This window comes from Acidovorax delafieldii 2AN (assembly GCF_000175235.1).
Taxonomy (GTDB): Bacteria; Pseudomonadota; Gammaproteobacteria; order Burkholderiales; family Burkholderiaceae_C; genus Acidovorax; species Acidovorax delafieldii_B.
On sequence record NZ_ACQT01000213.1, the window covers coordinates 1 to 6209 of the forward strand.

Below are 6209 nucleotides of genomic sequence, written 5' to 3' on the forward strand. Positions count from 1 at the left end.
CGTGGCCCCCGGCCGCACCGGCGCGTTCCAGCGCCTGCAGGCACCGCGCGGCGCACTGGCCACGGCGATGGGCACCGTGATGGGTCCCGGCGTGGTGCAAAGCCTGCGTGCCGCCTGGGAAGCCGTGAACAACCGCTGGAACCAGTGGGTGCTCAACTACACGCAGAGCCGCCAGCTCGACCTGCTCAAGACCCTGGGGTTCGAATCGCCCAGCTGGCAGGACCTTGTCACCCTGCTGGCCACGCTGGTGGGCATTGCGGCGCTGGGCGGCGGCGGCTGGACACTGTGGGAGCGCAGCCAGCATGATCCGTGGCTGCGCCTGCTGGGCCGTGCCCGCCAGCGCCTGGCCCGTGGCGGCTTGCCCCTGCCCGACACATTGCCACCGCGGGCGATGGCCGAGCGTGTGCGGGCACAATTTGGCGACAAGGCCCAGGGTGTGAGCGACTGGCTGCTGCGGCTCGAACAACTGCGTTATGCCGCCCACCCCGCCCACGCGCTCACCACCCTGCGCCGCGAATTCCGAAACCTTCCCTGGCCCAGTGCGGCACCGCGCCCCTGAGCCCACACCATGCTGAAGACCCTCTCAACCGCTATATTTTGGATAGCTGCTTGCGCACTGCCAGTAAGCGCTGCAGCCCAAAAACACCCAAAACCCCGAAAAACGGCCGCCCCGGCAACCGCCAGCGCTGCCGCCGTGGGCAGCAGCGTCCTCTACGCCACACGGCCCGAGGCGCTGCAGTTTGCCGACGACCTGGCCGAGCGCCGCGACCTCGACCGCGAATGGGTGCGCCAGGCCATCGGGCAGGCCCGCTTCCTGCCCCAGGTGCCCAAGCTCATGCTGCCGCCGGCCAAGGGCACGGCCAAGAACTGGCGGGTGTACCGCAGCCGCTTCATCGACCCGGTGCGCATCCGCGCCGGCACGCGCTTCTGGCAGGACAACGCCGAGGCGCTCGCGCGCGCCGAGCGGGAGTTCGGCGTGCCTGCCGAGATCATCGTGGGCATCATTGGCGTGGAGACCATCTACGGCCAGCAGATGGGCAACTTCCGTGTGATGGACGCGCTTGCCACGCTGGCCTTCGATTTCCCCGCCGCGCACCCGCGCGCCGCCGAACGGCAGGCCTTCTTCCAGCGTGAACTGGAGCAGTTCCTGAGCCTGACGCACCGCACCAACGTCGACCCGTTCGAGCCGCGGGGCAGCTACGCCGGCGCCATGGGCCTGGGGCAATTCATGCCGTCCAGCTGGGTGCGCTACGCCATCGATTTCGACGGCGACGGCCGCGTGGACCTGTTCAACAGCCCCGCTGACGCCATCGGCTCGGTGGCCAGCTACTTTGTCGCCCATGGCTGGAAGCCGGGCATGCCCACGCACTACGCCGTGCAGTTCGACCCCGCCCGCCTGCAGCTCGACGAATTGCTGGCCCCCGACATCCTGCCCAGCTTCAGCCCCGCCAGCATGCAGGCCAAAGGCGCCGTGCTGGACGCGGCGGGCGCGCAGCACGCGGGCCCGCTGGCGCTGGTCGAGCTGCAAAACGGCGACGATGCGCGCAGCTACGTGGCGGGCACCGAGAACTTCTACGCCATCACGCGCTACAACTGGTCGAGCTACTACGCCATGGCGGTGATCGAACTGGGGCGCGAGGTGGCAGCGGCGCGGGCCGCCGCGCGGCCCTGACCGTCGCCCTTGGCCCGGGGGCATCCAGGCCAGGGCGCGAGCCCGGCGCGCTGCATCACCGCGCGCTGAGGCAGGACACCCGTGCAGAGCACGGCCCGCGTTCTCTGAGGCATGGGGGTCGAGAGCCAGTCTGTGCGGACTGGGGTCTGCGCCATGCCCGCTGACAGAAAGCCCGACCGGTCGGCAACGCCGCGAGGGGGACGGCCTTTCGCCAGGTGCAGGCCCCACGACCGGCCCTGGTGCGTGGCCGCTGTCGGGAGCTGTCGGGAGCTGTCGGGAGCTGTCGGAAACTAACGTTAAACGTTTGGCTTCGTGCGTCAGTGCGTCAGTGCGTCAGTGCCCGGCATGCCAGCGACCGACGCACACTGCGCAGGGGCCTGCGCGTGATTCCCATCCCCCCTCAGGGGCGCTGCATGGTGCAGGTGTGCGGCTGCTGGGCCTTGGCGGCCGTGATCTGCCGCACCACGCGAAAGCCGTAGCCCGAGCCTTCCACATCGAATTTCACGCCGGGCGCACCCTTCTTTTCCATCACGCCCACGGCCAGGGCCTGCTGGAACTGGTGGTCGGCCGCACGCATGCTGCCGCCCTGGCCCGCCAGCTGCACGCTGGCTTTTTCCATCTGGCGCGCCACGGCCACCATGTCGGTGCTGCCCGCGCGCTCGATGGACTGCGCCAGCGCCTCGACCATGAGCTGCATGCGCATGTGCACGTAGTCGTCTTCGGGCTTGGGAAACCGGCTGCGGAAAGAACGGTAGAAAGCCTCGCTTTGCGCACCGGGCACGTTGGGCAGCCAGTCGGCCACCGCCACCACCTTGCCCACGCCGGCGTCGCCCAGCGCGGCGGGTGCGCCCAGCGCGTTGCCATAGAAGGTGTAGAAGCTGCCATTGAAGCCCACCTCGCGCGCTGCCTTGACCAGCAGCGTGAGGTCATTGCCCCAGTTGCCGGTGATGACGGCCTGCGCGCCGCTGGCCTTGATCTTGACGGCGTAGGGCGCGAAGTCCTTCACGCGGCCCACGGGGTGCAGCTCGTCGCCCACCACGGCCACGTCCGGGCGCTGCGCGGCCAGTTGCCGCTTGGCTTCGCGCAGCACGGCCTGGCCAAAGCTGTAGTCCTGCCCGATGAGGTACACGCTCTTGAGCGACTGGTCCTCGCGCATCACCTCCATGAGCGCGGCCATGCGCATGTCGGCATGGGCGTCGAAGCGGAAATGCCAGAAGCTGCATTTCTCGTTGGTGAGGATGGGGTCCACCGCCGAGTAGTTGAGGAACAGCACGCGCCGGCCTGGATCGCGCTCGTTGTGCTTGTTGATGGCGTCGATCAGCACCGCCGCCGTGGCCGAGGAATTGCCCTGCAGGATGATCTGCGCACCGTCGTCGATGGCCGCACGCAGGGCCGACAGGGCCTCTTCGTTCTGGCCCTTGCTGTCGTACCGCTCGAGCGCCAGGGGGCGCGCCCCGCCAGCGGCCGCGGGCAGGTGCACGCCGCCGCGTGCGTTCACGCGTTCGATGGCCCAGAAGACATTGCGAAACACGGCCTCGCCCGTGTTGGCAAACGGCCCTGAAAGGCTTTCGATCAGCGCCAGCTTGACGGGACGCGCTGCCGTGGCGGCCGGTGCGGTGCCCGGAGATGGCGCGGCGGAAGCGGGCAGGGCCCAAAGGCCTACGGCAACCGCGCCAGCCAGCGCGCACAGGCCCCGGCGTAGGGTCGCAGCGCCCGTTTTCAAGCCCGCGGCGTACGATTTATTCATGCGTTTCTTCCCTTGAAACAGACGGGGGTGCACACACCTCTGGACCATGCGGCGACCACACCGAGAGCCGCGCAGTGTATAGGAGTTACCCCCATGATCTTCGCCCCCGTGATCCGCCGCGCCGCCTACGCCAACGCCCCCCGCTCCGCCGATCTGGCGCTGCAGCGCTTTCTGATGGGCGCCCTCTCGGCGCCGGCCCGCGCCAGCACGGCAGGCGTCACAGTGACCGCCGACGACAAGGCCACCACGCTGCAACTTGACGTGCCGGGCCTGGCACGCGAGCAGCTGCAGATCAGCATCGAAGGCAAGGTCGTGCAAGTGCAGAGCGTGGAAGGCGCGCCGCGCCAGGTACAGCGCGCCTGGGAGCTGGCCGACGACATCGACGCAGCCGCCAGCACCGCCAAGCTGGAGAATGGCGTGCTCACGCTCACCCTGGTGCGCGCCGCGCCCGCCAGCCGTGCCACCCAGATCACGGTGCACTGAGCTGCCGCAAAAACGCTATACCTTCAATAGCAAAAAAAGCCCGTTCCGCTTGCGGAACGGGCTTTTTCGTGCCGGAATGGATCCTCCAACCGGCGCGTGGCACCGCGCCGGCGGCCTCATTCATGCCGCAATGCGTCGATGGGGTCCATGCGGGCTGCGCGGCGCGCCGGAAAGTAGCCGAACACCACCCCGATGCCGGCCGAGAACACGAACGACAGCAGGTTGACGCCGGGATTGAAGAGGTAAGGCACGTCCATCAGGGCCGACAAGCCCACCGATGCCCCCGTGGCCAGCACGATACCGATCAGCCCGCCCAGCGAGGCCAGCACCACGGCCTCGATGAGGAACTGCAGCAGCACCTCGCGCTCAAGCGCGCCAATGGCCAGGCGCAGGCCGATCTCTCGGGTGCGTTCAGTCACGCTCACGAGCATGATGTTCATGATGCCGATGCCCCCCACGAGCAGGCTCACCGCCGCCACGGCACCCAGCAGCATCGTGAGCACCTTGGTGGTGCCCGAGAGCGTGTCGGCCAGTTGCTTGGTGTCGAGCACGTTGAAGTTGTCCTCGTCGGTGTCGGAGAGCTTGCGCAACTCGCGCAGCAGTTGGGTCAGGCTGGCCTTCACCCGCTCGGGGTCGCTGCCGTCCTGCATGGACACCAGCAGGGTGTTCACGCGCGTGTTGCCGGTGACGCGGCGCTGCAGCGTGCGCAGGGGCACCAGCACGGTGTCGTCCTGGTCGTTGCCGAAGGCGCCCTGCCCCTTCGAAGCCAGCACGCCCACCACCTCGCACGAAAACGCCTTCACCCGCAGTTGCTCACCCACGGCATCGCGCATGCCATAGAGCTCGCGCCGCACCGTTTCGCCAATCAGGCACACGGCAGCACCCGCGCGCAGCTCGGCTTCCGAAAAGACCCGCCCGGTGCGCACGGCCCAGTTGCCCGTCTGGAGCCAGGCATTGGTGCTGCCGATGATGCTGGTGGTCCAGTTGCGCCCGCCTGCCACCACGGTGGCGCTGGCCCGCGCCTCGGGTGCCACGGCCAGGATGCCGCCGATCTGCTGCGCGATGGTGTCGGCGTCGGTGTCCTTGAAGGCGGGGGCGCCCGAGCCGCCGCCGGGGCCCATGCGCTGGCCCGGGCGCACCTGCAGCAGGTTGGTGCCCAGGCCGGAAATCTGGTTCTGCACCGCCATGGTGGCGCCATTGCCCAGCGTGACCATGGTGATGACAGCGCTGACGCCGATCACGATGCCCAGGATGGTGAGGAACGAGCGCATCAGGTTGCGCCGGATCGAGCGCAGGGCCAGAAGAAGGGTGTTCAAAAGCATCAGGCCACCTCCGCCCTGGGCTCGGCCGGACCGGAGGCGCGCAGGCCCGCCGGGTGCGGATTGGCCGCGTCGCTGTCCACCTTGCCGTCGACGAACCGCACGATGCGCCGAGCATAGGCGGCCATGTCGGGTTCGTGGGTGACCATCAGCACGGTGATCCCCTGATCGGCATTGAGCCGCCAGAGCAGTTCCATGATTTCCTGGCTGCGCTGGGTGTCGAGGTTGCCGGTGGGCTCGTCGGCCAGCAGCACGGCCGGCTGGGTGACGATGGCGCGCGCAATGGCGACGCGCTGCTGCTGGCCGCCCGACAACTCGGACGGGGTGTGGTGCTCCCAGCCCTTGAGGCCCACGGCATCGAGTGCGCGAGCCGCAGCAGCGTGGCGCGACGCTGCCGACTCACCCCGGTACAGCAGGGGCAGCTCGACGTTTTCCTGCGCCGAGGTGCGCGCCAGCAGGTTGAAACCCTGGAACACAAAGCCAAAGTATTGCCGGCGCAGGAGCGCGCGCTCGTCGCGCGAGAGCGACTCGACGTGCACGCCCTTGAAAAGGTATTCGCCCGCGGTGGGCCGGTCCAGGCAGCCCAGGGTGTTCATGGCCGTGGATTTGCCGGAACCGCTGGGGCCCATGATGGCCACGAAGTCGCCCTGCGTGATGTCCAGATCCACGCCCTTGAGCGCCTGGAAGGCCAGCGCGCCCTCTCCGTACACCTTGGTCACGCCGCGCAATCGGATGAGAGGGAACGCGCCTGCGCCGGCCGCCGCAGCGGCGGGTGCAGCCATGGCGGTCTCGCTCATTTGGCAGCCCCGGTGGAGCGCTGGTCGGTGATGACGGCCATGCCCTCGGCCAGGCCTTCGCCGCTGACCTCGGTGCGCCGGCCATCACTGATGCCCACCTGCACATTCACGGCATGGGCCGTGCCATCCTTGAGCACCCACACCTGGCGCACCCGGCCCGCGCCGTCGGCCGCATCGCCGCTGGCGCCAGG

Annotated in this window: 5 protein-coding genes and 2 pseudogenes; 3 read left to right on the top strand and 4 right to left on the bottom strand. The window is 68.9% G+C overall.

All coding sequences use genetic code 11. From position 1 onward, the window contains the following. Positions 1–559: pseudogene (locus tag ACDELDRAFT_RS17935) on the top strand (DUF3488 domain-containing protein); the annotation flags it as partial. 9 nt (positions 560–568) lie between these two features. Next, positions 569–1672, top strand: a complete 1104-nt coding sequence (gene mltB / locus ACDELDRAFT_RS17940) for a lytic murein transglycosylase B (RefSeq protein WP_005799401.1) — start codon at positions 569–571, stop codon at positions 1670–1672. Between the two features lie 400 nt (positions 1673–2072). On the opposite strand, the gene ACDELDRAFT_RS17945 is transcribed toward mltB, so the two are convergent. Continuing rightward, complete coding sequence (locus ACDELDRAFT_RS17945; RefSeq protein ID WP_005799403.1) at positions 2073–3419, bottom strand: branched-chain amino acid ABC transporter substrate-binding protein; 1347 nt, start codon at positions 3417–3419, stop codon at positions 2073–2075. Between the two features lie 93 nt (positions 3420–3512). Between ACDELDRAFT_RS17945 and ACDELDRAFT_RS17950 the strand changes: the two genes are divergently transcribed. Then, the gene (locus tag ACDELDRAFT_RS17950) at positions 3513–3902 is read left to right on the top strand and encodes an Hsp20/alpha crystallin family protein (protein WP_005799404.1); all 390 of its coding nucleotides are present in this window, start codon (positions 3513–3515) and stop codon (positions 3900–3902) included. Positions 3903–4018: 116 nt separating this feature from the next. On the opposite strand, the gene ACDELDRAFT_RS17955 is transcribed toward ACDELDRAFT_RS17950, so the two are convergent. From ACDELDRAFT_RS17955 to ACDELDRAFT_RS17965, 3 genes and pseudogenes are all read right to left on the bottom strand, one after another. Continuing rightward, positions 4019–5224 carry an ABC transporter permease gene (locus tag ACDELDRAFT_RS17955; RefSeq protein WP_005799406.1) on the bottom strand — a complete coding sequence of 402 codons (1206 nt, stop codon included), beginning with the start codon at positions 5222–5224 and terminating at the stop codon, positions 4019–4021. Continuing rightward, on the bottom strand, positions 5224–6003 hold the full coding sequence (locus ACDELDRAFT_RS17960) for an ABC transporter ATP-binding protein (protein ID WP_005799407.1): 780 nt from the start codon (positions 6001–6003) through the stop codon (positions 5224–5226). The genes ACDELDRAFT_RS17955 and ACDELDRAFT_RS17960 overlap by 1 nt, the downstream gene beginning before the upstream one ends. Before the next feature lie 11 nt (positions 6004–6014). Next, positions 6015–6209: pseudogene (locus tag ACDELDRAFT_RS17965) on the bottom strand (efflux RND transporter periplasmic adaptor subunit); the annotation flags it as partial.